The following is a 23,780-nucleotide window of genomic DNA, read 5'->3' as shown; positions in this document are numbered from 1 at the left end:
TTCGCCACCACAGCGCCGTCCATGGCTGATGCCGGGGTCCTGGACGCCGCTTTCAATCGATCTACACAACCGCAAAAATCGACAGGAAAACAACTCACACGTATATAGATGATTGTCCATTGACCGGGGTTGTGGCTACTGATAGCCTGCCATCGTCCGCAGGATTGGCCCTTTGACGGACGATTACAGCCTGCTTCTGCCCCATCATCATCCCTTCGGGGGAGAGTCGATGACCAGCAGACAATCCAACTTCTCTCAGGGCCCTGCCATCAATGACGACATATTTGCCACATTGAGGCGTCAGTTCGCCGGAGTGCTGGGCGACGCCTTACCGAATGACGCAACGCCCGAGTGCACGCTGGTGGAACTGGGGGTGTCGAGCGTCGACGCGACGACGGCCATCGCAGCAACGCTTCGAGAGTTGAGGGTGCGTATCCCGTTGTCGACCATGCGGATCGACATGCCGCTCGGGCAGCTGGTGCGGATGCTGGAGCAAGCGGTGAGTCGACGCAACCAACTGGCGCTGCTGGAAGCGGCGGCGAAAGCTCCCCCGGACCCGTACGAGCTGACGCTCGATGCGTTCGCTGTCGGAACCGGTGCCGCGCTGTCGGAGGTGGACGCGTTCTCCCGATGGCAGGAGTCCCTGAGAGAGCGGGACACGTATCCGTTCGAGGCGCCGCACGTCGCCGAGTTGCGCTTCTCGACGTACGACTACCTCGGGTATGCACACCACCCGGCTGTCATTGCCCAGGCCAAGACCGCACTCGACGCGTACGGGCTCGGGGCGGCCGCGTCCCCGGTGATCGGTGGAACGCTGCCGGTGCACCAGGCGCTCGAGGCTGCACTGATCACGCACTTCGGCCTGCCGGGCCGCGCCATCAGCCTGTTCTCCTCGGGATACGGGGCGAATCTCGGGACCGTGTCCGCGCTAGTGCGAGCCGGCCACACGGTGGTGTGCGATCGGTCTGCGCACATCTCGATCTTCGACGGCGCCAAGCTGTCCGGGGCCACGATTCGCTATTTTGAGCACAACGATCCTCAGGACCTGGCTCGCGTCCTGCAGTCTCCCGCCTGCAGGGGGACGCGTGTGCTGGTCTGCGTCGAAGGAATCTACAGCGCGGACGGCGATCACGGACGCGTCGCCGACCTGCTCGCCGTAGCGCACCGACACGGCGCGCGACTGCTTGTCGACGAGGCCCACTCGATGCTGGTCGCGGGCGCGGGCGGGCGCGGAGTCTGCGAGGAGCAAGGCGTTCTAGACGAGGTCGACATGATCGTGATGACGCTGTCGAAAGCGTTCGGCGGCGTCGGGGGCGCCTTGTGGGCCCGCGAGCCCATCGCCCGCTACGTGAACTGGTACGCGCGCTGTCGTGCGTTCTCCTGCGCACTGGACCCGGCGGTGGCCGGCGGTCTCGTGTGCACGACGACGCTGGCCGCGGGGGCCGACGGTGCTGGTCGCCGCACACGGGTGAGGGACAACGCCCGGCGGCTGCGAGCCGCTCTCGAAGGCCGCGTGGACGTGGGCACCTCACGCAGCTGGGTCGTCCCGGTCCGGTTCGGTGACGAGCGCAAGGCAATCCCGATCACCGACTGGCTCCAGCGCCGCGGGCTCGACGTCGGGGTGCTGACCTTCCCTGCCGTTCCCAGCGGCGAGGCACGTCTACGCATGTTCGTCACCTCGGAGCACACGCCCGCACAGATCGATGGCGCCGCCGGTCGCGTCATCGAGGCGGCGCGACATTTCGGATTCGGCAGGGAGGCTCTTTCATGACCGACTCCGTGCCCTGGTATGTCGACTCGGACCATGCGTTCGTCTTCGAGATGCCGACCGAACAGCTCGCTCCGCTCGTCCCGCCGCCCTTGCAGGTCGTCGAGCCCCGGCCGGGAGTCGGGCTGCTCTGGGTGAGCCTCCTGCGTTTCGAGGGGGGCAACATCGACGTACTTCCCACTTTTCACGAGATCACATGCGAGGTCGTCGTCCACCCGCGGGTGGCGGACGGGGAAGCGCGTCCGGACGTCGCAGCCTTCGCCGTGCGGACTGCCTCCGACTGCGCGCAGTTCGACGATTGGGCGCGGCGTGTCGACCGTATGCCGGTCGTGAATTGTCCCGGGCTGCGCGCCCGGGTCGATCGCCTGCATGCGTCATGTGCCGTTGCGGACGACCGTGGCCCGATCTTCACCCTGGCCTCATCGGCGTCCGGAGTCGGGTGGCGTGATGGCCTCCTCAGAGTCCAGGTGTTCTCGCACGACAGCGATGGACTCTGGCAGGGGTGGGTCGAGTGGTTCGGGTCCTATGCCGATCATCAGCGACCCCCGCATCCCGACACCCGCCTGGCCCATCACCCGTTTTTCGGCGAACTCGATGTCGGCACGGCCCGCTGTGTACGCCAGATGTACACCGCCCCCTCCGGGACATCGGTGATGAAGTACTACGCGCCCCGCCAAATGCGGCTGACGCCTTCGGGTGGATCTCGATGACCGACGCCACCGACTTCAGCCTTGCCGACTTCCTCGTCGGTTTCTCAGACGACCCCCTCGTCCCGGACGAGGAGTTCGCCCGGTGGCGGCGGGAGACGGCCTGGGCGACAGCTCAGTACGAGCCCGTGATGACGGAGGGCCCGGGTCCACGCACCCGCATTCTTGTTGACGGTGTACCGCGCCAGGTAATCAACCTCGCCTCCTACAACTACCTGGGGCTGGCGCGCCACCCTGAGGTGCTCGACGCGGCGACGGCGGCGCTGCGCCGCTTCGGGCTGGGGACGTGCGGCTCACCGCTGCTGTCGGGCCTCACCCCGTTGCACCGCGCTCTGGAGGCGAGGCTCGCGCACCTGGTCGGAAAGCCGGACGCGATGCTGTTCAACAGCGGTTTCGGTGGGGCGCTCGGCTGCCTTGGCGGCCTGTTGCGGCGTGGCGACATCGCGGTCCTGGACGCAGACGCGCACATCTGCCTGCACGATGGCGCCCGGGTCGCCGGCGCACAGGTCCGGACGTTCGCCCACAACGACCCCGAGGATCTGGATCGGGTGCTCACCCAGACCAGCGACCGCCGCCGTGTCGTCGTTGTCGAGGGCGTCTATTCGGTGTTCGGCGACGTTGTGGCACTGCCCGCGATCGCGGCGGTGGCTCGCGGGCACAAGGTCCAGGTCATGATCGACGAGGCACACTCGATCTTGGTCCTCGGCGAGCGCGGCGGAGGTGTGGTCGACCACTTCGGTCTCGAGGAGGAGACGGGGCTGATCTACGGGACGTTCTCCAAGAGCTTCGCAGCGTTGGGTGGCTTCGCTGCCGGCCCGGTGGAGACGCTGGACTATCTGCGTTGCTATGCGAATCCGTATGCGTTCTCGTGCGCGTTGTCCGCACCGGTCGTGGCGGGGGTGGAAACCGCGCTCCGCATCGCCGTCCGGGAGCCGCAGCGTCGGGCACGGGTTCTCGCCGAAGCCGACTGGTTCCGTGCCCAGCTGCAAAGCATCGGTATCGACACTGGCGCCTCCGCCGCGCAGGTGATCCCGATCATCGTCGGATCGGATCGGCGCCGCCTGTATGAACTCGGACAGGCGTTGCGGCGCGCGGGTCTGTTCCTCGCGCCGTTCGACTACCCCTCCGTGCCCGAGGCCCGCCTCTGTTTCCGGGCCTGCATCACCGCGGCACACCAGCGCGCGGACCTCCAGGAGGCGCTGGACATCCTCGACCGCGTCGTCGTGGGCCGGCCCCCGGCGGTACGGAAGACGCCCAGCGACGCCGGCCGGACCTCGGTCCTGATGTTTCCCGGTCAGAGTTCCTTCGACCCGCACATGCTCCGGGACGCACGGGTAATGTGGCCCGAACTCACACAGGAGGTTCTGGCGACGAGCTCCGCCGCCCTCGGGCGGGACCTCTCGGGGTGGCTGGACGAGGTGCGGCCGCGCGGCAACGAGGATCTGCAGGTGGCGGTGTTCCTCACCACCCATGTGCACCTGCGCGCCCTGCAGCGCGTGCACGGGGACGGCGGACGGTCGCTCGGTTTGAGCCTGGGTGAGTACAACCATCTGGTCCACATCGGCGCCCTCGACTTCGCGGACGGCGTACGGCTCGTGGCCGCCCGTGGCGCCGCTTATGACCGGGGTCCCTCCGGGGCGATGGCCGCGATGTTCCCACTGGAGCTCGGGGAGCTCGAGGAAGCCCTCGACCTCGACGAGCGCACCCGGGCCGTCGAGATAGTCAACCTCAACTCCCCCACCCAGAACGTCATCGCCGGCGAAACGGGCGCGGTGCGGGCGGCGATCGCGCTCATCGAACGCGAGACATTCGCCCGTGTGGTCATCATCGACGCCCTTCATCCCATGCACAGCTCCCTATACCGGCCGGTGGCAGACGCGTTGCGCCCGCATCTCGAAGCGACCCCCTGGCGGCCGGCGCGCCACTCCTATCTGCCCAACGTCACCGCCGAGCCGGTGACCGACCCCGGTCCCGGCCTCCTCACCGACATGCTGTGCCGGCATGTCTGCGAACCGGTGCGCTGGCGTGCATCTGTCGATCGCGCTCTGCGCGAGATTCCCGGCGGCGGCCGGGACGCTCTGTTTGTCGAGGTCGGCCCGGGTACGGTCCTCACCGATCTGTTGCGCGCGCCGTGGCGCGCCGAGCCGCGGGTGTCGACGTCGCACTGGAGCCGCACCGTCGAAGCACTCGAAGGTCTCCATGGACATTGACCACATCGCGCGTCGCCTGCGCCGCGAGCGGCTCATGTCCCCGAACGGCGACAACCTTCGCCTGGGCGTCGAAACCGTGGAGCGCATGATTCCTCATCGTGAACCCATGCGGCTGGTCGACGACATCGTAAGTTTCGACCTGGAGCACAAGACCATCCGCGGTCGACGTCATGTCGCACGCGACGATCCCTTCTTCGGCGGGCACTTCCCAGGTGCGCCGATCTACCCTGGCGTGCTGCTCCTGGAAAGCCTGGGGCAGCTCGGACTGGGTTTGGCCTGGCTCGATGCGCACGGTGGCGACCTCACCACCGGCGTCGGCCCGGTCGATGCGCGACTATTCAAGATCCATCACGCCTGTTTCCTTCGGCCCGTCGGACCCGGCGAGACGATCACGCTCGATGCCTGCGCACTGGAGCAGGACGCGCTCACCGGAGTCATCGCGGGCCAGGTCTGGTGCGACGACGCCCTCTGCGCCACCGGCGTGGTCGAGGTCTATTTCGGGCAGGGTGAGAACCAGTGACCGTGCGCTTTCCAGCTGCCTCGCGGGACGGGACACGCGTTGCCCTCACCGGAATGAGCGTGGTCACTCCGCTCGCCGATACGCTCGACGGGTTTCACGACGCGCTGGTGGCGGGACGCTCCGCGATCGCGCGCTGGCGCAGCATTCCGGTCGCGCGCAGCTATTGCAAGATCGGAGGCGACCTGGGCGACTACGATGTGGCCGCCGCGGTCCGCTGTCTCGAGGGTCTTCTCGATGAACAGACCTGGTGCCGGCTGCGCAACTTCACCGCACGCCTGCCCTGGGGCACCGCGATGGGCATGCTGTGCGCAGCGCGTGCGGCACTGGACGCGCGCTGGTTCGGCTCCACGTCGGCCGACCGGACGGCGCTTGCCGTCGCCGGCCACAACCTCACCAGCGGCCATGTCTATCGGAACGCAAGGGAGTTCGAGACGGAACCCGATTTCATCGACGGCCTGCTGTCGTTGAGCTCGCTCGACACCGATCACGCCGGCTGCGTGTCGGAAGTGTTGAACCTGCGGGGACCTATCTACACGGTCGGCGGGGCGTGCGCGAGCGGCAACCATGCCCTGCGCATGGCGGTCGACGAGATCCGACACCACGGGATGCGCGCCGCGTTCGTCGTGGCTCCGCCCGTCGACTTCTCCCCCGTCGATCTGCACGCGATGGCGCTGATCGGCGCGGTCAGCCACACCTCCTTCAACGACACCCCCGCGCTGGCCAGCCGCCCCTTCGACCGGCGGCGAGAAGGCTTCGTTCCCGCCCACGGCTGCGGCGCGCTCGTTCTTGAGGAGTGGGAACACGCGTCCTCCCGGGGCGCTCGGATCTACGCCGAAGTCGTCGGCGTGGAGGCCAATGCCCACGCACGCCGGGACCCGCAACCCTGCGCCGAGGCGCAGACCGCTCTGACCCGCCGCCTGCTCGACCTGTGTGGTCTCGCCCCCGAGCAGATCGACTACATCAGCGCGCACGCCACCTCGACCCCGCTCGGCGACATCACCGAGATCCGCTCGATCCGCGAGGTGTTCGGGGCACACGCCCCACGGCTGAAGATCAACGCTACGAAGTCGATGATCGGTCACACGACGTGGTCTGCGCCCACGGTCGAGATCGTGGCCGCCGTTCTCCAGATGCGCGCGGGCCGGCTTCACCCCTCCATCAACATCGACGACCTTGACGAGGAGATCGACCTGGATGTCTGCCGAGGCGGCGCGACGAATCATGCGATCGGACACCTCATGAAGAACTCGTTCGGCTTCGGTGGTACCAACTGCGTCGCCATCCTGCGCAACCCCGAGGCGGAGTGATGACACTCTTCGTCACCGGCGGATCCCGCGGGCTCGGGCGCGGCATCGTCCAGGCCGCCCTGGCCGGAGGTGAGCAGGTGGCGTTCACGTATCGACACGGCCGCGACGACGCCGAGGCCGTGCTCGCCTGGTCCGCCGCCGAGACCCCCGGTGTCCGCTGTCGCGCATATCCGCTCGACGTCAGCGACTCCTCAGCCGTCGACCAGGTGGCGGAGCAGGTTCTCGCTGACTTCGACACCGTTCGCGCCGTCGTGAGCAACGCCGGCGTACTGCGCAACGGGCTCGCCGCGACCATGAGCGACCAGGACTGGTCCGTGGTCCTGGACACCAACCTCACCGGCAGCTTCTTCGTCGCGCGCGCATTCCTGCCCGTATTCCTGAGTAGGCGCGCCGGTCGGTTCGTCTTCATCGGATCCGTTGCCCAGCACGGCATGAGCGGACAGGCGAACTACTGTGCCAGCAAGGCCGGCCTTGTCGGCCTTGCGAGAACGCTCGCCAAAGAGTACGGCCGCAGAAACATCACCGCCAACGTGGTCGTGCCGGGATTCTTCGATACCGACATGACCAGGAACGACATGGACGAAGAGCACAAACGCTTCTGGACCACCTACTGCCCGGCCGGGCGGATGGGCGAGCTCGACGAAATCGCCCGGGTCGTGCTCTTCCTCGCCTCGGACGACGCCAGCTTCGTGAACGGTCAGGAGTTGCCCGTGACCGGCGGATTGGATTGGACGGCATGACGTTCGGAATCGAAAGGATCCGCGTCCATCCCTCGACGTTGACCCTTCGCTTCGAGGATCTGTGCGCGGCCCGGGGGCACCACCCGGCCGAAACGCTCGGGCACCTTCTGGTCCGGGAGCGTTCGGTCATGCCTGCCTGGGAGGATCCCGTCACCATGGCGACCAATGCGGCGCGCCCGCTCGTGTCGGAGGAGGACCGATCGGTGATCGGCCTGCTCATCGTCGGCACCGAGACCCCCGTGGACCTGGAGAAGCCGATCAGCACCTGGGTACACCGCTTCCTGGGCCTGCCCACCACGTGCCGGAACTTCGAGATCAAGCACGCCTGCTACAGCGTCACCGCGGCGGTGCAGATGGCCCTCGCGTGGCTGGCCACCAACGTCGGCCGAAATAGGAAGGCGCTCGTCATCGGCACCGACGCAAGCCTGCTGGGACTGGGTACGGCCCACGAATACGTCCTCGGCGCGGGTGCGGCTGCGATCCTGCTCTCGGATCGGCCGGACTTCCTCGCGATCGAGACCGACCGTACGGGCGTGTACGCCGCCGAGGTGACCGACGTGATCCGGCCGGGCCGGAGCATCGAAACCGGCAATTCCACGGAGAGCCTCTTCGCCTATCTGGAGGGGGTCGAGGATGCCTACGACGCCTTCCAGGAGGCCGGTGAGAAGGTGGATTTCGCGGACTTCGCACATGTCGTCTATCACGCGCCGTTCGGCGGGATCACCTTCCGGGCGCACAGACGTCTGCTCGGGCGCGGGCATGCACCCTCGCGCGATGAGGCCTGGGCGGACTTCGAGCGCAGGAGCCTTCCCGGCCTGTGTTACCACCGCCGCACCGGGGGCGTGTACGGATCAAGCACGTTCCTGAGCCTGCTCGCTGCCATCGACATCCGCGACGACCTGCGCCCCGGCGATCCCATTGGGATCTTCAGCTTCGGTTCCGGGTCATGCGCGGAGTTCTACCGCGGCAGGGTCGGCCCGCGCGCCAGGGAAATCGCCGCCGAGGCACGACTCGCCGCCCTGCTCGACGAGCGGCAGACCATCGACGTTGCCGAATACGAGGCCCTCGAACGTACCCGCGACGCCTCGGTCAGCGAACCGGACTTCACCCCGGACCGGGCGATGCCGCCCGGACATTGGGAGCGCAACTGGGCAGGCCGGGGCCGTCTCGCGCTGCGGGGAGTGCGGCAATGGGTTCGGGAGTACGCATGGACGTGACACTCCCCCACGCGTTGACGTCGACGTCGTTGTGCGCTCTCGCCGAAGTCATCGACCAGGCGCAGGAGCCGATCGTGATTCGCGGCGACGAGGTGACGTTCTGCCTCGGGCTCTCTCTCGACGAGGACCATGCCGGGACGGCCGACCTGGGCTCCGCACTCGTCGATTCCTTCGTCCGTTGCGTACGTGCGATCCGTTGCGGACCTCCCGCGGTCGCCTTCGTACAGGGCGCGGCACGTGGGGCCGGGGTCGGATTGGCGGCGGCGTGTGACCGGGTGCTGGCGACGACCACGTCAAGTTTCGCCCTCACCGAGCTGTACCTCGGCCTGACGCCGGCCGCGATCTGGCCCCTGCTCGCCGAGCGCGTACCTGAAGCCAGGCTGCGCTGGCTCGCGCTCACGGCGGAGTGTCTCGGCGCCGAGGATGCCGTAGCCACCGGGCTTGCGGACGCCGTGGCGAGCGCGGAAGATCTGCACGCAGCCCTCCGCCGGTTGCGCAGAACCGACCTGGGCGCCGTCCGGCTCCTCAAGGAATCGACTGCTCCGCTGCTGGCGGTGGCGGAAGGCGCCGAGCGGACCCGGTGGCGCCTCGCCGATGCCGAGGTGCGGAACCGGCTCGCGCGATACCGGAGCGGGGAGCCGCTGTGGCGCTGATCGACATCCGCGACGACCGTGGCGTACGGGTCGTGCACCTGGTGGATTCGGCGGGCGGAAACGCGCTCGACCACGCGATGGTGGAAGCGCTGCGGGATGCGTGCGCCATCGACGACGAGGTTCGGGTGATCGTGCTGCGCGGGCTGACCGGGGTCTTCTCCCGCGGCGCCAGCGACGACGTTCTCCGGGATCTCGTCGGCGGGGTCACCAAGCCCAGCGAGCTCAACCTTCCTCGTGCCCTACTCGGTGTCGAGGTCCCGCTCATCGCCGCCATGGAAGGCCACGCGATCGGGGGTGGGCTGATCCTCGGGTTGTGCGCGGACATCGTGCTGATCGCCAGAGAGAGCCGCTACGGAACGACCTTCGTCAACCACGGCTTCACCCCGGGCATGGGCGCCACCCGACTGCTTGAGCGCGTGATGTCGCCCGTCATGGCGCACGAGATGCTGCTCACCGGCGAGCCCCGCCGGGGTGTGGACCTCGTCGCCCACGGCTTCAACTACGTGCTGCCCAGGTCGGAGGCGTGGCCCCGGGCGCGTGAGATCGCGCTGCGTCTCGCCGACCAGCCCCGTACCCCGCTCACCCTGCTCAAGCGGGAATTGAGCCGGCCTTGGCTGGCCGCGTTCGACGACGCCCACCGGGTCGAGACGGAGATGCACGCGGTCTGCTTCGCACCTTCTCCGGGGGCCCCACGTGCGCAATGAGCTCAAAGACAAGTCCGTACTTGTCACCGGAGGCACTGCCGGTATCGGACTCGCCACCGCCCTCGCGTTCGCATGCCAGCAAGCCGACGTTGTCGTGACGTACCGATGGGGAAGCGCGGATCCCGACGACATCGCGGCCGCCTTCGCTGCTGCCGGTGCCCGCCCTCCGACGATTCTCGAAGCCGACGTGACGTCGCCGGAAGCCACGGCCGAGGTCTTCGACGTCATCGGCCGGACCCATACGGAACTCTTCGCCCTCGTCTCCAACGTCGGCTTTGCGCAACTCGTTCATGGCATCGACGACTACGAGCTGAAGGGGCTGCTGCAAAGCATCGAATACAGCGCTTGGCCGCTGGCAAGCCACCTTCAAGCCGCCCGCCGCCGCTTCTCCCGCTGGCCCCGCTACGCCGTAGCGGTCTCGTCGTGCGGCGTCGACGAGTACCACAGCAACTACGACTTCGCCGCTTCGGCCAAGGCCGTGCTGGAAACGCTCGTACGCTACCTGGCGCACCGCCTCCGCGACGAAGGATGCCTGGTCAACGGCGTTCGTCCGCGCTGGGTCGAGACGGAGTCGCTCACCGCGACCGTCGGTCCGGAGTTCGTGGAGACCGCTCGTCGTTTCCACACCCCGGGACTGCTTCAGCGTACGGACGAGGTGGCGAACGTGATCCTCGCGTTGTGCAGCGGTTACCTCGACGGCATGCGCGGACAGGTCCTCACCGTCGATCACGGAACACGTTTTTACGACAACATCATGCGCCATCATGCAACGCACTCGAGCGATCGGGGAAGTGACCGTGCACAAGATCGATAAGGAACAGATCAGACGCACCGTGCTCCGTTTCCTGGCGCGGGCCGTGGACGGCGTCGATCCGGAGAACGTCGACACCTCGCGGTCGATGAAGGACCTGGGCGCAAACAGCATCGACATCGTCGAGGTCGTCTCGAGCACCATGCGCGAACTACGCATCAAGGTCCCGCGCACGGAGCTGAACGCGCTGACAAACATCGATGAGCTCGTCGATCTGCTGCACGCCCGGGCGCAGGCGACGAGCGGCTCGTGACGCCCGATCTCGACGGGCGAGTGGCACTCATCACCGGCGGGACGCGCGGCATAGGTTTGGCCACCGGACTCGCCCTCGCCGAGCACGGTGCCGGGGTGGTGCTCACGCATGCCTGGGGCAGCGTCCCCGACGAGGAGGTCGCCGCGCGATTTCGTGAGCGCCGGTTGCGTCCGCCGCTCGTCATCCAGGCCGACGTCGGGCGCGCTGAGGACACCGTCGCGTTACTGGGTCAGCTGGCCCGGCAGGTCGAGCACGTCGACGTGTTCGTCAGCAATGCGTCAACGGCTACCGCCCCGCGCTCTCTGCAGGACTACGACGAGCGTGCACTGCTGCAGAGCATCTCCCGCGGCGCCTGGCCGCTGGTGGCCTACGCCCGGGGCCTGCGCGACACCTTTGGCGTGTGGCCCCGTCATCTCGTCGCGATATCGTCGGACGGCCCCGACGCGTTCTCATTCCGGTACGATTTCGCCGCCGCCGCCAAGTCTGTGCTCGAGACACTGGTCCGCTATCTGAGCTGGCACCTTCGCGACGAGAACGTCACCATCAACGCGATCCGCTCGCGAGCGGTTCGCACCGCGTCGTTCGAGGCGCAGTTCGGCGGCCGCCTCGTCGAGACAGCCGCCCGGTACGCGTCTGAGGACCGGTTCGTCGAGGCTGAGGACGTCGCCGATGCGGTGGTCGGTCTCTGTTCCGGACTCATGGACGCCGTCAACGGACAGGTGCTGACTGTTGACCGCGGCACCGCCTTCGACGACAACCTGATGCGCCTATTCGACGCTCGCCGAGTCATTCCCGGGTGATTTGTGTTTGGGCCTGCAGACGTCGCCGACCGGCTGTCGGGCAAGTGGCGCACCTTGGCCCGGCCGCAGGCTAGCACATCGAATGTTGTGCAGGACCTGGTGCGGGAGGGGCCCTTTTGTATCTTGCGGCAACTTATATTGCCTTGAGCGGACCTCTCACCTCGACCATTCTTTCCGGCCGCAAGGCCATTTTCTTCACTGTCCCGGTGGGCTACATTCACTCGCCATGACACGACCGGACTTGCCTCGCCTCGTCGAGCAGACCCGAGCACTGCTGTTGCTGCAGATGTACCTGACGTTGCTCGTTCTGCTCTTCATGACGTTGTTGATGCAGTTTTTGACCCGCGCGATGGGGCCGGATCGTGGCGACAGGTTCGTCATCGTCTACGTGATCCTGCTGTGCGTCCCGTTCGCGCTGGGCACGTCGGCCTGGATGTTCCGCCGGGGCCTGGTGCTCGGCTGGATCCTTGCCGTCGTCGCGGAGGTGGTCAGCCTTTTCATCGCCGTCGGCTCCATCCTCGGCCCCTTCACGGGCATTGCGGCGGTCCTCCTGCTCGTGGTGGCGTCATGCATCATGGTCAACCTCCTCCGTCCAGAGGTCCGCCGGTTCTTCTTCGGATGACCGCCGTCGGACGCATCGCCGCCCCTGATCCTCCGCCGGAGGCGATTCTCAATCGGTCGCGGGTGGCGGCAGCGTCCGCATCGCGCGAAGCGGCGACAGCGCCGCCGGAATCCACGCGACGGCCATCCCGGTCACCCCGACCCAGAGCGCGGTCCTGGGGCTGGTCAGCTCCCCGACGAGCCCGGCCAGTGCGGCGCCCACCGGGATCGTCCCCCACAGCACGAACCGCATGGTGGCGTTCATCCGGCCGAGCAGCCGATGTGGTGTCACCCGCTGCCGGAAACTCACCAGCACGACGTTGTCCGCGGCGCTCTTGAAGCTCATCAGCATGTAGGTCGCCCCGGCGATCCACAGCCACGCGCCCCTGTCGGCGAGCGGGAGCAGGAAATAGAGCGGAGCGATGCAGATCGACAGGAGCCACAGCATCCGCCCGTACCCGAGTCGCTGCGCCATCCGAGGGGCGAGTGTCGACCCGACCACCGCACCGGCGCCTGAACCGGCGAAGAACACCCCGACGGCTGCCGGCGACAGGTGAAGCTCGTCCACGAAGAGCACCGGCAGCATGGTGATGTTGATGCTGACGAACAGGTTCAGCGTCGCACTGGATACCGCTACGGCGCGGAGCACGGGGTGGCGGGTCACGTACCGCAGCCCTTCCACGACCTCCCGGCGCAGGTGGGGCTTGTCCGGCCGCGGGGCGGGCGGCTCCTCCCGATGCCGGATGAACGTGACGCACAGGGCCGACCACAGGGCGGTGAGGCTGTTCACGGCGAACGCGGCCGGGCCGCCGATCCGTGCGATCAGGTAGCCGCCGAGACTGCGTCCGATCAGCCTGGACGCCGAGTTGATGCCGGACAGCTTGGCGTTCGCGTCGACGATCTCCGCCTGCCCCACGATGCTGGGCAGGTAGCTCTGTGCCGCGACGTCGAAGAACACCCGGCAGATGCCGGTGAGGAACGCGGCCCCCACCAGGTGGCCGATCGTGAGGCCGCCCAGCCACCAGGCCACCGGCACGGTGCCCAGGACGATCGCCGTACCGGTGTCGGCCGCGATCATCACACGGCGCCGGCGGTGCCGGTCCACCCAGACGCCCGACGGCAGACCAACGATCAGGAACGCCAGGGTGCCCGCCGCGCCGAGCAGGCCGACCTGGCCGGCGGATGCGTGCAGTGCGAGTACCGCGGTCAGCGGCAGCGCGAGGAACGTGAACTCGGTGCCGGTGTTGTTAACGATGGCTGCGGCCAGCAGCAGCTGGAAGTCGCGTGAGCGCGCGTTCGACCGCGGTTCGGCTTCGGCGGATCCCGGCGCGGCACTGGTGGCGGAGGGCGCGGACGTGGAGGTCATGGTTGGCCGAAGACTCCCGTGATGCGTGCCTGCGGGTTGCCGACGAGGGCGATGACGGCGCCGTGTTCGTGCGGAACCGCCCGGACGTGCGTACCCGCGTAGCCTTCGTCGGTGATGAAGACGCCCAGCACGGCGTTCCACTGTGCCGTCAGCCCGGTGGCCGGGTCCGCGACCGGTTCGGACACGGGCGTCACGCGGCGCTGGGCGATGTAGCCGCGGCCGGCGCAGTCGGTGAGGGCGCTGCGCCACCGGTCGTCGTCGACCTCCCAGCCGACGACCGTGTCGGCGCCGCCGAAGCCGACGGTCGGTTTGATGATCAGCTCGGCGCGGTGTTCGCGGCAGTACGCCAATGTCTCGGTGTGGGCGGGCCCGGTGCCCAGCATCCGGGTCCAGGGCAGGACCCGATCGAGGAGGGCGCGGTCAGCCGGGGAGAAGGAGTCGTGTGCGTGGGCCGCCGAGAGCATGGCGAGCGCGGCCTTGTTCGAGTAGAGGCCACTCTCGAAGGTGGTGAACATCAGTGTCGTGCCGGCGGTGTGTGCCGCGATCAGTGGTGCGACCAGGTCCTCACCGCGTGGGTCGTCGCGGAGGATCTGGTTGGCCGAGAAGTTGCGCAGGATGACGTCGATCGGTGTGCCGTGCAGGGTGATTTTGCCGCGGCTGGTTCTGACGTCCGCCACTTCTCCGATCCGGACATCGAGGCCGTGCGACAGCATCGTCTCGGCGAAGGACCGGCACAGATCGCCGTACTTCGTCAGGCCGCCCGTGCCTTCCAGCAGCGCCACCACCGGCTCGCCACCACCGGTCACCGGGGCTGCCACGGCCCGCAGCGTGCGGGCGATGCGCGCGGCGGTCTCCACGTACGTGAGACCCTGGCGTTCGGCGAAAGCCGCGAACTCCGGCCCGGCGAGGAAGGCACGGTTGACGGTCGCCATGTCCATGGCGCCCAGCTCGCTGCCGAGGTTGAACTCCAGCACCCGGTACGACGTGCCGTCGTCGAACGCGTCCGCCCGGCCGAGTTTCGCTGGCCGTCCGGCGGAACCCAGGCGCAGCAGCGCGGTCCGGCGGTCGTCGAGCCCCAGCGCCGCCGCGTACCGGGCGATGTCTCCGTCGAAAAGGCGATCGGGCAGCGAGGCGAGCAGGTCGAAGAGCCGACCGAGGTCCTCGGCGAAGTCCGCCATCCGCTGCTGGCGGACGAACCAGGGCCGGGACAGCAACTGCGGGCCGTACGCGGCGCGGAACTGCGGCGGTAGCCGGTCAAGGTCCAGCGGGTCGCGCAGGGCCCCCGTGCCGACGTAGTCGGCAGTGAGGTCCGTGGCCGTGGTGGGGACGGTCATGCGCTCGGCGCGTATCGGTCGAGCTCGGTGAAGAAGCCGGGAACGGTCGTGGCCAGACCACGGGCGATGGCTTCGTCGTACACGAACTGGCCGACGGCGAGGTCGAGAACGCCCAGCCCGAACGGGGAGAAGATCAGCGGCCGGTCGGTGGGCGGCGTCAGCCTGCCGCGCAGGACGTCCGCCAGCACGCCGGCGATGAAGTCCCGGGAGCCGGTGCGCTGTTCGGCCAGGTGCGGCGAGGTGTCCGCCTTCAGGCAGTGCTCCACGTCGTCGACGATGTTGGTGGAGGCGAGGATGATCTCCGGGGAGAGGTCTCGCAGGGACACGTGCAGCACGGTCGGGTTGTGCGCGAACCAGGAGGTGTCGTGCACGTGCGGCGTGCCGGCGGTCGTGGCGAACACCACCAGGTCGGCCTCCCGGATGGCCGCCTCGGCGCTGTCGTAAACGACCGTGTGGTCGCCGTCGCCGCTGTCGCGCAGGTAGCCGACGAACGCGGAGGCGTACTCGGGTGCCGTGTCGAACACGCCGACCTGGTCGAACTCCCAGCCGGTGCGCCGCAGGAAGGTGTGGATGTACCGGTTGATCAGGCCGGTGCCGAAGAAGGTGACCCGGCGGGGGCGCGCTCCGGTGCCGTGCATCCGGGTGGCGGCGAGCGCGGCGGACGCGGCGGTGCGGGTCGCGCTGATCACGGAGCTTTCCAGGCAGGCGTACGGGTAGCCCGTCGCAGGGTCGTTGAGGATCAGTACCGCCGACGCGCGGGGCAGCCCGGTACCGATGTTGCCGGGGAAGCTGGAGATCCATTTGAGGCCGTCCACCCCGGTCGTGCCGCCCAGCGATGCGGGCAGCGCGATGATCCGTGAGGTCGGCCGGTCGGGGAAGCGCAGGAAGTAGCTGGGCGGGTTCACCGTGGCGCCGTCGTCGTGCAACAGGTAGGCCTGTTCGACGACGGAGACGACGTCCTGGTGCCGGTCGCGGAGGATCTCTTGGACGCTGTCGCCGCCGATCACGGCGAAATGTGGTGCCGGGGACATCAACTCTCCTGCTGCTCGGGCGTGGGGACCGTGTCGAATCGGATGGCTTTCATGACCTGTTCGCACCGGTGTGCGGCGTCGACGGCGTCCACGCCGGAGGCGATGACGTAACCCATCCGCTTGTCCAGGCTGCTGCGTACGGCGGGTACGACGTCGCCGGGGTTCATCTGAAACTGCACCCCGACCTGCGCGCCGGACAGCTCCTCCAGGCCGGGGATGCCGAAGACCTGCTCGCCGGGCGCGGTGCGGCGGACCGCCACGGCGCCGTCGGGCGGGCCCTCGATCGCGGCGACCGTCCCGGGTGGCGGGATGAGGAACCGGATCGCCGCCGCGCCGGTCGGGCTGACCGCGATCGGCAGCGGTTCCAGGCCCAACGGCACCGACAATGTCATGCGGGAGAAGTTCAGCCCGTACACCCGCCGGACGAGTTCGCGGATGCCGCCGCCGCCCATCCGGTTGTGCGATTCGAGCACTCGTGGGCCATGTGCGGTCAGGACGAACTCGGTGTGTGCCGGCCCCTCCACGATCCCGGCGGCGTCGAGGACCTTCGCGGCCAGCGCGAGTAGTTCCGGATCGCCGGTGGCCGGACCGGGCACGGTGTGCCCGGTCTCGACGAACGTCGCGTTGAGGGTCTTGGCGTTCACCGCGACCAGCAGGTGCCGCCCGTCCAGCGAGAACGACTCGACGCTGACCTCGGGACCCACGAGTTGCTCCTCGGCGAGAGCCCGGTCGTATCCGGCAGCCACCTGCGCGGCCCAGGCCGCCTCGACGTCCGCCGCGTCGGTGACCAGGTGGACGTGCAGGCTCGCGGCCTCGGCAACCGGTTTGAGGATGACCGGGCCGCCGAGGTCGGCCTGGAACCGGCGCAGTTCGTCGGCCGAGCCCACCACCCGGTACCGGACGGCGCCGAGGCCGCGCTCGTTCAGCATCGCCCGGGTCAGCGACTTGTCCTTGAGCAGTCGCGCTGTCCGGGCGCTGTTGCCCGGGATCCCGAGGGCCTCGGCGACCTCCGCGGCGGACACCAGCCCGAGTTCCCCGGGCGAGATGACCCGCTCGAACGGCCGCTGCCGGTGCAGCGGCGCGACGACGTCCACGATGGCCGCGCTGTCGGCGACGGGGGCGTGCAGCACCGTCTCGCAGTAGCGCGCCCAGTCCGGGTCGTAGCGGCCCGGCTCGTTGACCAGCACGATGTCGACGCCCAGTTCGCGGCCGTACAGCAGGGTGTCGCGGCCGCCACCCACCATGAGTACCCGGTGCTTCATGCGAGATCCTCCGTGAGCTGGGCGGCCAGTGCGCCGGCCCGGGTTTCCTGCAGATAGTGCCCGCCGTCGGGGTAGCGGTGGACCCGCAGGTCGCTGCCGAAGCGCCCCCAGATGGCCGCGTTCCTTTCGTGGTCGCCGGCCAGCAGGTCATCCGTCGCGAAGATCGCCGTGACCGGGCAGTCGAGCGGCGGCTCCGAGGGGTCCAACGCGGTGGCGAAGGCGCGGCTCGCCTCGGCGCTGTCGTGGCGGAACGCGTCCGCGAGGTCGTGCCGTTCACCGTGGGTGAGGCCGGCCAGCCCCGCGAAGCCGGTGTTGGCGACGAGCCAGTCGAGTACCTCCGCGGTCGTCGCGGACGCGACATCGTTGCCGGCGTGCGCGTCCGGATCGTCGGACTGGAGCACCTTGGCGACCGCGTACAGGTGGCTCACCGGACGGCCGAGCCGCTGCAGGGCCCGTGCGGTGGACAGCGCTGGACCGGTGCCGGCGCAGTGCCCGAGCAGGGCGACCGGGCCGGCGACGGTGTCGGCGATCTCGGCGGCGAGGTCGCGCGCCAGGTCCGCCACGGGTACGGGGCGGCGGACGTCGGTGCTGGTCCGGCCGGGAAGCTCCACCCCGAGCAGGCGAACCGGTGCACCGGTGTCGCGCAGGGCCCGGGCGAGCGGCAGGTAGCTCACGGCGCTGCCCCCGGCGAACGGGATGCACACGACGGTCGGCGCCCCGCCCGGCACCCGGCCGGCGACGGCCCGGGTGAGGTCGACGAGCAGCGACCGGGGACGGGCGTCCTGTTCCCGGATCCGCCGGGTCAGCGTCCGGACGGTGGGATGGGCCAGCAGGTCGGTGAGGGTGAACCGGCCACCCGAGCGGGCCGCCATGGTCATTGCCGCGATGGAGTGTCCGCCGAGGTCGAAGAAGCTGTCGGTGACGCCGACGGTCGCCTCGGGCAGGCCGAGTGCCGCCGCGAACACCGCGCGCAGGTCCTGCTCGTCACGGTCGGCAGGCGGTTCCGGCTCGGCGTGCGCCGCGGTGGTGGTGAAGTCCAGCGCGGACAGTGACTTCCGGTCGACCTTGCCGTTGGGGGTCAGCGGGAAGTCGGGCACCCGGACCAGGGAGTCGGGGAGCATGTAGACCGGCAGGGTGGCGTCCAGTTGGTGCCGGACCTGGGTGAGGTCCTGTTCGGCGGGTGCCGTGTAGTAGGCGACCAGCAGCTGCTGGTTGCCTCGCTCGCGGACCAGCACCACCGCATAGTCGATCTCCGGCAGGCGGGTCAGGGCCGCCTCGATCTCGGTCAGTTCGATCCGGAAGCCGCGGATCTTCACCTGGTGATCCACCCGGCCGACGCAGTCGAGGACGCCGCCCGGCAGCCACCGGCCGATGTCGCCGGTGCGGTACAGGGTCAGGGAACGCTGGTCGAGCGTGTTGGGCCGGAACACCGCGGCCGTCCGGTCGGGGTCGTTGACGTACCCGAGCCCGACGCCGGGCCCGGTCACGCAGATCTCGCCGAGGCTGCCCACCGGCCGCAGCTGGTCGTCCGCCCCGACCACGTACAGCCCGGTGTTGATGACCGCTCGGCCGATCGGCACCCGGTCGGCCGCCACCGGTGCGGTGATCACGTGGTGGGTGACATCGTCGGCGGCCTCCGTGGGCCCGTACGCGTTGACGATCGGCACGTCGTAACGGGCGAACCACCGCTGCGTCAGGGCCGGCGGCAGCGCCTCCCCGGTCAGCAGGTTCCACCGCAGGTCCGGCAGCGGCACCGGCCGGTGGTCGACCTCCACGAGCAGCGCGTCCAGGTAAGTGGGCACCACTTCCAGCACGGTGATCCGCTCGTCCGCGGTGGTGCGCAGGAAGCGCGGCACGTCAGCGACGGTGGACTGGTCGAACACCACCGTCCGCCCGCCGACGAGCCAGGCGCAGAGCAACTGCCACACGGAGATGTCGAAGCATTGCGTGGCCACCTGCGCGATCCGGTCGTCCGCCGTGAGGCCGAGGTCCACGACCTTGGCGTACAGGTGGTTGAGCATGCCCCGATGGGTGATCACCGCGCCCTTCGGCTCGCCCGTCGAGCCGGAGGTGAAGATCAGGTACGCGGGATCGGCCGGTCCCGGGGCCGTGCCGGGCGGCGCCGACGGCGACCGCGTCTCAGCGTCCTGCACCGTCAGGATCCGGGGTGCCCCGCCGCTCATCCGGTCTCGCAGGGCAGCGGTCAAGGCGTCGGCCCGGCCGGCGTCCGTGAGGACATGACCGCACTCGCTGCGACGCAGCACGGTCACGAGCCGGTCGAGGGGGTGCGCCGGGTCCTGCGGCAGGTAGACCGCGCCGAGTTTGAGGATCCCGAGGACACTCACCGCCCATGCGACACCCCGGTCCAGCAACACGGTCACGGTGCTGCCGGCGGCGGCACCGGCGGCGGCCAGCAGCGCGGCCACCCGGTTCGCGGCCGCGTCCAGATCGGCGTAGGTGAGCCGGGCCGGGCCGTGGGTGAGGGCGACGGCCGACGGGGTACGCCGGGCCCGCTCGGTGACGAGGTCGACGAACGTCGCGTCGGGCAGGTCGAAGGCAGCCCCGGCGTATCCGCCGTCGACGAGCGCGAGTTCCGCCGCCCCCATCAGCGTCCGCGCCCGGCACGGGTCCTCGGTGCGCGTGGTCAGCAGTTCCAGCGCCCGGACGTAGTACCCGGAGATGCGGTCGATCTGCGCCGTGTCGTAAACGTCGGCGTGGTAGTGCAGTGACAGCTGGACCTCGTCGGTCAGCGCGTCCTGGAAGAACTCGGCCCGCAGCGGGAATTCGGTCTGCGCGTTGCCGACGTTGCGGACCAGCTCGAAGCCGCCCCACCGGCTCAGGTCCTTCAGCACCCGGAAGTGGGTGAAGTTGAAGACCGTCTCGAACAGCGACTCGCGGGTCTGCGCCACCCGCTTCATCTCGGCCATCGGGTAGCGCCGGTGCGGCAGCAGTTCCCGTTCCGCCTCGTAGACGCGGCGGACCAGCTCATTCCAGCTGCCGGTGGTGTCGCGGACCCGGAACGGCACAGTGTTGAGGAACAGGCCGGCGATCTGGTCGCCGCCCGGCACCTCCGGTCGCCCGCTGTGCTCGTAGCCGGTGAGGATGTCGTCGGTGCCGGCGAGGAAGGCCAGCACGGCGACGTGAGCGGCCAGCAGCACAGTTTTCACCGGGACCCGGAGCTCGTGGGCGACGCGTTGGATGTGCGCGGAGCGGCCCTCGCCGAGCGCGACGTCGTGCATGACGACGCCCTGCCCGGTGTGCTCGGCGTAGCGCGGGACGACGGTGCCCGCCGCTCCGGCGAGCACGTGCTGCCAGTAGTCGCGCTGCTCCGGCGACTCGATCGCGGCGCGTTCCAGCTCGATGATGTCGCGCGGCCCGACCTGCAGCGGGTCGTCCGCCGGCTGGTCCCCCGGCCGGTCGAGGAGCGTGAAGTACGTCTGGAAGATGTCCCGGTGGATCGTGTGCACGCTCCACCCGTCCAGGGCGGCGTCGTGGTAGCTGAGGGTGTACTGGTAGCCACGCTCGCCCAGCAGGTGCAGATGCACCCGGACCAGGTCGGCGCGCCCGGCGGTGAATCCCTCCGCCAGCTCGGTGTCGATGAACCCGTCCAGCCGCTGCTCCTGCTCGTCCTCCGGCAGCGCCGCCAGATCGTGCACAGTCAACGGGGTCGGCACGTCGTCGTGCACCACCTGCAACGGCCGGCTGAATCCGGTGAGATGGAACGCCGTCCGGAAGATCGGGTGCCGGCGCACGACCGCGGCCACCGCCCGGCGGAACCCGTCGACGTGCACGGTGTCGGCGATCCGGTACGTGAGCACGTCGTGGTAGAGCCCGACCAGGTCGGCGCCCTTGGCCATCTCGAACAGCAGCCCGGCCTGCAACGTCGACAGTGGGTAGGCGTCGACGGCGTCGTCCGGCAGCAGGTCGCGGTCCGCGGGGGTGACCAGGGCGAACGGTTCGACCGGTGCGGGCGCCGGATCCGCCGCCCGGGCGGTCACCTGCGGTGCCAGCCCCGCGACCGTCGGGTGCGCGAAGAGGTCCTGGAACGTGAAATTCATCCCCGCCCGGTGCGCGGCCGCGAGGACACCGATGAAGGTGATGGAGTCGCCGCCGAGGGCGAAGAAGTTGTCGTGAATGCCCACGTCCGGCACGCCGAGGGCGGTCGCCCACAGCCGCGCGAGCGTCCGCTCCGCGGGCGTGCGCGGCGCCTCGTACGTGGCGGCGTCGGTGGCAGGCTTCGGTGCGGGCAGCCGGGAGAGGTCCCGCTTGCCGTGGTGGCTGACCGGGATCTCCGCAACCGGCACCACGAACTGGGGCACCATGTAGGACGGCAGTTCGGCCGCGAGGCCCTGCCGCAACGCCGCTTCGTCGAAGTCCGGCCCGGGCACCACATAAGCGCACAGCGCCCGTTCGCCGCGCTTGTCCGCGGGTGCGGCGACCGCGCAGTCGAGGACGCCCGGCAGCCCGGCCGCCACGTGTTCGATCTCGCTCAGCTCGATCCGGTAACCGCGGATCTTCACCTGGCTGTCGATCCGGCCGAGGAACTCGATCGTGCCGTCGGGAAGCCATCGGGCAAGGTCACCAGTGCGGTACCGGCGGTCCCCGTCCGGCCCGAGAACGAACCGTTCGGCGGTCAGGTCGGCGGCGTTGAGGTAGCCGCGGGCCAGGCCCACGCCGGCGATGTGCAGCTCACCCGGTACGCCGACCGGCGCCGGCGTACCCGCGGCGGACACAACGTGCAGGGCGATGTTGGCGATCGGGCGCCCGATGGGCACCGGGCGGTCCGCCCGTACGTCGGCGGTGTCGTACCAGGTGACGTCGACCGCCGCCTCGGTCGGCCCGTACAGGTTGATCAGTTCCGTGCCGTGCGCTGCGCCGACGAGCTGCCGGAACAGCAGCACCTGGCCGGTGGTGAGGGCCTCCCCGCTGGCGAATACCCGGCGCAGGCTCGCCAGCTCGGTGAGTCCGCCGACCGCGTCGGCGTACGCCAGGAAGGCCTGGAGCATCGAGGGCACGAAGTGCATGACGGTGGCCCGGTGGGCCGAGACGCGGGCGGCGATCCGGGCCGGTTCCTTCTCGTCGCCGGGCGGCAGCGTGCACACCGCGGCACCGGCGAGCGACCACCAGAAGATCTCCCAGACAGACACGTCGAACGTCGTCGGCGTCTTGTGCAGGATCACGTCCTCGGAGCGCAGCGGGAAGGCGCGCTGCATCCAGAGCAGCCGGTTGACGATCGCCCGGTGCTCGATCATCACACCCTTGGGGCGTCCGGTGGATCCGGAGGTGTAGATGACGTAGCACAGGTCGCCGGGGCCGGTCACGGAGTCGAGGTCGGTGCTGTCCAGTCCGGCCGTCCGGGCCTGCTGCTCGATGTCCGCGAGGTCCACGAACGCGGCGGCGTCGACGAGGTCCCGGCTCGCCGCGTCGCCGAGCACGACGCGGACACCGCTGTGCTGCACCAGGTAGTCGACGCGGTTGCGGGGCAGGCCGGGATCGATGGGCAGGTACGCGCCGCCCGCCTTGAGGACACCGTAGATCGCGGCGAGCATGTCGGGCGAGCGCGGCAGGCAGACACCCACCACGTCGCCGGGCCGGACTCCGTGGCCGCGCAGCCATCGCGCGAGGCGGTTGGCGCGGGCGTTGAACTCGCCGTACGTGGTGGTGCCGTCGGTGATCGCGATCCGGTCGGGGAAGGCCGCCGCGGCGCGTTCGAGGTAGCTGTGCAGCAGGACCTCGGGTACGTCGGCGGCGGTGCCGTTCGCCGCGTCGACCACCTGCCGGTCGGCGGGGCCCGCGTCGAGCAGGGCCGACAGCGCGGCGTCGGGCCGGGCCGTGACCGCGGCCAAGACGTCGGCGAAGCAGCCGGCCAGCCGCCGGGCGGTGTCCGGGGCATACAGGCCCGGGTCGTATGCGACCGTGACCGCGGGTGCCGTGCCGAGCTGGACGTCGAAGTGCAGCGTGCAGCCCGCCGCGCGGGCGTCGTCGGTCGTCCGGTCGCCGTCGACCGACAATGCGAAGTCGCCGACGGAGGCCATCGTCTGGCCGATGACCTGCCACACCGGCACCGCGCGGTGGGCGACAGCGGCCTGCCACCCGGTCCGGGCCGCGCCGAGCAGGTCGCGGAACGTCGTCTCGCGCGTGACGGTCAAGGCCAGCGGGAGCACCCGGTGCAGCTCGTCGCCGGCGGGCGCCGGCAGCACCACGGCGACCCGGTCACGGCCGACGGCGCGGGCCGCCACCACGGCGAGCGCCGCACCGGTGACCAGCCGCAACAGGTCCCGGTCGCCCCGCGAGATCCGCTGGGCGGTGTCGGCGGCAGCGCCGTCCAGCTCCACCGTGACCGTTGCGGACGGGCTGGGCTCGCCGGTGGTTTCGGCCCGGAACAGGTCGCGAACGAGCAGGGACGGTTCGGGCACGGACGCCGACCAGGCTGTCCAGTGTGCGACCTGGTCCGGGTGGGCGTGCATCCGGCGGTTCTGGGCGAAGAGCGTGGACAT

General features: G+C 69.6%; 18 protein-coding genes. 13 read left to right on the top strand and 5 right to left on the bottom strand.

Features of this window, described 5'->3' with window-relative positions; genetic code table 11:
• Nucleotides 1-172: 172 nt before the first annotated feature.
• From ACMCNK_RS34815 to ACMCNK_RS34755, 13 genes are all read left to right on the top strand, one after another.
• Nucleotides 173-1,771: an aminotransferase class I/II-fold pyridoxal phosphate-dependent enzyme gene (locus ACMCNK_RS34815; protein WP_412740578.1), complete on the top strand. Its 1,599-nt coding sequence runs from the start codon at nt 173-175 to the stop codon at nt 1,769-1,771.
• Nucleotides 1,768-2,478: a hypothetical protein gene (locus ACMCNK_RS34810; RefSeq protein ID WP_412740577.1), complete on the top strand. Its 711-nt coding sequence runs from the start codon at nt 1,768-1,770 to the stop codon at nt 2,476-2,478. Before ACMCNK_RS34815 ends, ACMCNK_RS34810 begins: the two co-directional genes overlap by 4 nt.
• Nucleotides 2,475-4,685, top strand: a complete 2,211-nt coding sequence (locus tag ACMCNK_RS34805) for an aminotransferase class I/II-fold pyridoxal phosphate-dependent enzyme (RefSeq protein WP_412740576.1) — start codon at nt 2,475-2,477, stop codon at nt 4,683-4,685. Before ACMCNK_RS34810 ends, ACMCNK_RS34805 begins: the two co-directional genes overlap by 4 nt.
• A complete protein-coding gene (locus tag ACMCNK_RS34800; protein WP_412740575.1) occupies nt 4,675-5,205 on the top strand; it encodes a 3-hydroxyacyl-ACP dehydratase FabZ family protein in 531 nt (176 codons plus the stop codon). Before ACMCNK_RS34805 ends, ACMCNK_RS34800 begins: the two co-directional genes overlap by 11 nt.
• A complete protein-coding gene (locus tag ACMCNK_RS34795; protein WP_412740574.1) occupies nt 5,202-6,512 on the top strand; it encodes a beta-ketoacyl-[acyl-carrier-protein] synthase family protein in 1,311 nt (436 codons plus the stop codon). Before ACMCNK_RS34800 ends, ACMCNK_RS34795 begins: the two co-directional genes overlap by 4 nt.
• Nucleotides 6,512-7,252 carry an SDR family oxidoreductase gene (locus ACMCNK_RS34790; RefSeq protein ID WP_412740573.1) on the top strand — a complete coding sequence of 247 codons (741 nt, stop codon included), beginning with the start codon at nt 6,512-6,514 and terminating at the stop codon, nt 7,250-7,252. Before ACMCNK_RS34795 ends, ACMCNK_RS34790 begins: the two co-directional genes overlap by 1 nt.
• Nucleotides 7,249-8,469: a hydroxymethylglutaryl-CoA synthase family protein gene (locus tag ACMCNK_RS34785; protein WP_412740572.1), complete on the top strand. Its 1,221-nt coding sequence runs from the start codon at nt 7,249-7,251 to the stop codon at nt 8,467-8,469. The genes ACMCNK_RS34790 and ACMCNK_RS34785 overlap by 4 nt, the downstream gene beginning before the upstream one ends.
• A complete protein-coding gene (locus ACMCNK_RS34780) occupies nt 8,460-9,122 on the top strand; it encodes an enoyl-CoA hydratase/isomerase family protein (RefSeq protein ID WP_412740571.1) in 663 nt (220 codons plus the stop codon). Before ACMCNK_RS34785 ends, ACMCNK_RS34780 begins: the two co-directional genes overlap by 10 nt.
• Nucleotides 9,113-9,826, top strand: coding sequence for a polyketide synthase (locus ACMCNK_RS34775; protein ID WP_412740570.1), 714 nt, complete (start codon nt 9,113-9,115; stop codon nt 9,824-9,826). The genes ACMCNK_RS34780 and ACMCNK_RS34775 overlap by 10 nt, the downstream gene beginning before the upstream one ends.
• Nucleotides 9,816-10,640: an SDR family oxidoreductase gene (locus tag ACMCNK_RS34770; RefSeq protein WP_412740569.1), complete on the top strand. Its 825-nt coding sequence runs from the start codon at nt 9,816-9,818 to the stop codon at nt 10,638-10,640. Before ACMCNK_RS34775 ends, ACMCNK_RS34770 begins: the two co-directional genes overlap by 11 nt.
• Entirely contained in the window at nt 10,618-10,890 is a 273-nt protein-coding gene (locus ACMCNK_RS34765; protein WP_412740568.1) for a phosphopantetheine-binding protein, read from the top strand. Before ACMCNK_RS34770 ends, ACMCNK_RS34765 begins: the two co-directional genes overlap by 23 nt.
• Nucleotides 10,887-11,690 (top strand): SDR family oxidoreductase, encoded by an 804-nt coding sequence (locus tag ACMCNK_RS34760; RefSeq protein ID WP_412740567.1) that lies wholly within the window; start codon nt 10,887-10,889, stop codon nt 11,688-11,690. Before ACMCNK_RS34765 ends, ACMCNK_RS34760 begins: the two co-directional genes overlap by 4 nt.
• 226 nt (nt 11,691-11,916) lie before the next feature.
• Nucleotides 11,917-12,312 carry a hypothetical protein gene (locus ACMCNK_RS34755; RefSeq protein WP_412740566.1) on the top strand — a complete coding sequence of 132 codons (396 nt, stop codon included), beginning with the start codon at nt 11,917-11,919 and terminating at the stop codon, nt 12,310-12,312.
• Between the two features lie 48 nt (nt 12,313-12,360).
• On the opposite strand, the gene ACMCNK_RS34750 is transcribed toward ACMCNK_RS34755, so the two are convergent.
• From ACMCNK_RS34750 to ACMCNK_RS34730, 5 genes are read right to left on the bottom strand one after another with little or no spacing between them, the layout of a single operon-like run.
• Nucleotides 12,361-13,656 (bottom strand): MFS transporter, encoded by a 1,296-nt coding sequence (locus ACMCNK_RS34750; protein ID WP_412740565.1) that lies wholly within the window; start codon nt 13,654-13,656, stop codon nt 12,361-12,363.
• Entirely contained in the window at nt 13,653-14,990 is a 1,338-nt protein-coding gene (locus ACMCNK_RS34745; RefSeq protein WP_412740564.1) for a hypothetical protein, read from the bottom strand. Before ACMCNK_RS34745 ends, ACMCNK_RS34750 begins: the two co-directional genes overlap by 4 nt.
• Complete coding sequence (gene sbnB, locus ACMCNK_RS34740; RefSeq protein ID WP_412740563.1) at nt 14,987-16,021, bottom strand: 2,3-diaminopropionate biosynthesis protein SbnB; 1,035 nt, start codon at nt 16,019-16,021, stop codon at nt 14,987-14,989. Before sbnB ends, ACMCNK_RS34745 begins: the two co-directional genes overlap by 4 nt.
• A complete protein-coding gene (locus tag ACMCNK_RS34735; RefSeq protein WP_412740562.1) occupies nt 16,021-17,283 on the bottom strand; it encodes an ATP-grasp domain-containing protein in 1,263 nt (420 codons plus the stop codon). Before ACMCNK_RS34735 ends, sbnB begins: the two co-directional genes overlap by 1 nt.
• Nucleotides 17,280-23,780 carry an amino acid adenylation domain-containing protein gene (locus tag ACMCNK_RS34730; protein WP_412740561.1) on the bottom strand — a complete coding sequence of 2,167 codons (6,501 nt, stop codon included), beginning with the start codon at nt 23,778-23,780 and terminating at the stop codon, nt 17,280-17,282. Before ACMCNK_RS34730 ends, ACMCNK_RS34735 begins: the two co-directional genes overlap by 4 nt.

Source organism: Krasilnikovia sp. MM14-A1259 (assembly GCF_047159535.1).
Classification (GTDB): domain Bacteria; phylum Actinomycetota; class Actinomycetes; order Mycobacteriales; family Micromonosporaceae; genus Actinoplanes.
This window is presented reverse-complemented; position numbering and strand designations above follow the sequence as displayed.

What these genes read in the sequence shown, in the direction of transcription:
- ACMCNK_RS34730 (WP_412740561.1), bottom strand. Translation starts at nt 23,780, where the DNA reads ATGTCCACGCTCTTCGCCCAGAACCGCCGGATGCACGCCCACCCGGAC.
- ACMCNK_RS34805 (WP_412740576.1), top strand. Translation starts at nt 2,475, where the DNA reads ATGACCGACGCCACCGACTTCAGCCTTGCCGACTTCCTCGTCGGTTTC.
- ACMCNK_RS34780 (WP_412740571.1), top strand. Translation starts at nt 8,460, where the DNA reads ATGGACGTGACACTCCCCCACGCGTTGACGTCGACGTCGTTGTGCGCT.
- ACMCNK_RS34790 (WP_412740573.1), top strand. Translation starts at nt 6,512, where the DNA reads ATGACACTCTTCGTCACCGGCGGATCCCGCGGGCTCGGGCGCGGCATC.
- ACMCNK_RS34785 (WP_412740572.1), top strand. Translation starts at nt 7,249, where the DNA reads ATGACGTTCGGAATCGAAAGGATCCGCGTCCATCCCTCGACGTTGACC.
- ACMCNK_RS34810 (WP_412740577.1), top strand. Translation starts at nt 1,768, where the DNA reads ATGACCGACTCCGTGCCCTGGTATGTCGACTCGGACCATGCGTTCGTC.
- ACMCNK_RS34735 (WP_412740562.1), bottom strand. Translation starts at nt 17,283, where the DNA reads ATGAAGCACCGGGTACTCATGGTGGGTGGCGGCCGCGACACCCTGCTG.
- ACMCNK_RS34745 (WP_412740564.1), bottom strand. Translation starts at nt 14,990, where the DNA reads ATGACCGTCCCCACCACGGCCACGGACCTCACTGCCGACTACGTCGGC.
- sbnB (WP_412740563.1), bottom strand. Translation starts at nt 16,021, where the DNA reads ATGTCCCCGGCACCACATTTCGCCGTGATCGGCGGCGACAGCGTCCAA.
- ACMCNK_RS34800 (WP_412740575.1), top strand. Translation starts at nt 4,675, where the DNA reads ATGGACATTGACCACATCGCGCGTCGCCTGCGCCGCGAGCGGCTCATG.
- ACMCNK_RS34755 (WP_412740566.1), top strand. Translation starts at nt 11,917, where the DNA reads ATGACACGACCGGACTTGCCTCGCCTCGTCGAGCAGACCCGAGCACTG.
- ACMCNK_RS34750 (WP_412740565.1), bottom strand. Translation starts at nt 13,656, where the DNA reads ATGACCTCCACGTCCGCGCCCTCCGCCACCAGTGCCGCGCCGGGATCC.